Source organism: Nitratidesulfovibrio oxamicus, from assembly GCF_015731765.1.
Classification (GTDB): Bacteria; Desulfobacterota; Desulfovibrionia; order Desulfovibrionales; family Desulfovibrionaceae; genus Cupidesulfovibrio; species Cupidesulfovibrio oxamicus.
In genome coordinates, this window is sequence record NZ_VRYY01000658.1 from 1 (window position 1) to 929 (window position 929).

Annotated in this window: 1 protein-coding gene; it reads right to left on the minus strand. The window is 73.2% G+C overall.

The features are described 5' to 3' along the window. Positions 1-929, minus strand: a 929-nt coding sequence (locus tag FVW20_RS16925) for a lysophospholipid acyltransferase family protein (RefSeq protein ID WP_231039201.1), incomplete at both ends; no start/stop codon positions are given.

Consider the following 929-nt stretch of genomic DNA (forward strand, 5'->3'; position numbering starts at 1 on the left):
GACCTGCCCGGCCTGCCCGGCTGATCCGATCTGGCCTACCGGGCTGGCAGGGCCGCCGGAAGCGGTGTCCGCCTCCGTGGCGCCGGGCACCGCGCGCCCCTTCTTCGACATGGGCAGGGCCAGCGGCAGCGAAAGCACCCGGCGCGGCTTGGGTCTCAGGGCGTAGCAGCGCATGCGCAGGTAGGCGGTGCGCGCCTCGTCGTCGGGCAGTTCGTTCAGGGTGGCGGCGGCCACGGGCCGCCCCACGCTGAGGGTGACCGTGGTGTTGCGCTTGCGCAGCAGTTCCTTGGGCAGCAGGGCCGTGCGCGCTGCGGGGTGCAGCAGGCCCATCAGGTTGAAGAGCATGGAATTGCGCCCGTGAAAGTACAGCGGCAGGGCGTCGGCCCCGGTGCGGCGCACCAGCCGCCCCACCGTGGACTGCCACGTGGGGTCGGTGATCTCGCGCCGCGAGGGTTGCAGGTGCGATACCGTGCCGGAGGGAAACACCACCAGCGCGCCGCCCTCGCCCACGTGGCGGATGGCCTGGCGCAGGCCCGCCATGTTGCGGCGCTGCGCCCCGTCGCCGCCGAAGGGATCCACGGAAAAGATCAGCTCGCGCAGTTCCGGCACCGCCGCCAGCATGTAGTTGGCCAGAAAGCGCAGGTCGGGCCGCACCGGCAGCAGGGCCTTGGCCAGCACCAGCCCTTCCAGCGCGCCGAAGGGATGGTTGGCCACCATGATCAGGGGACCGGTGGCGGGCACGCCCTCGAAGCCCTCGGCCTCCGCCCGCACGGACACGCCCAGCACGTCCAGGGCCAGGCGGGCGAAGTCCAGCGGCGTTCCGCCCTGCGGCATGGCCCGGTACAGCGAGTCGATGCGGCCCACGCCCAGCAGGTGCAGCAGCGGGATGCGCAGCGGCGCGGGAATGCGCCGGGCGGCGGCAGGCACCA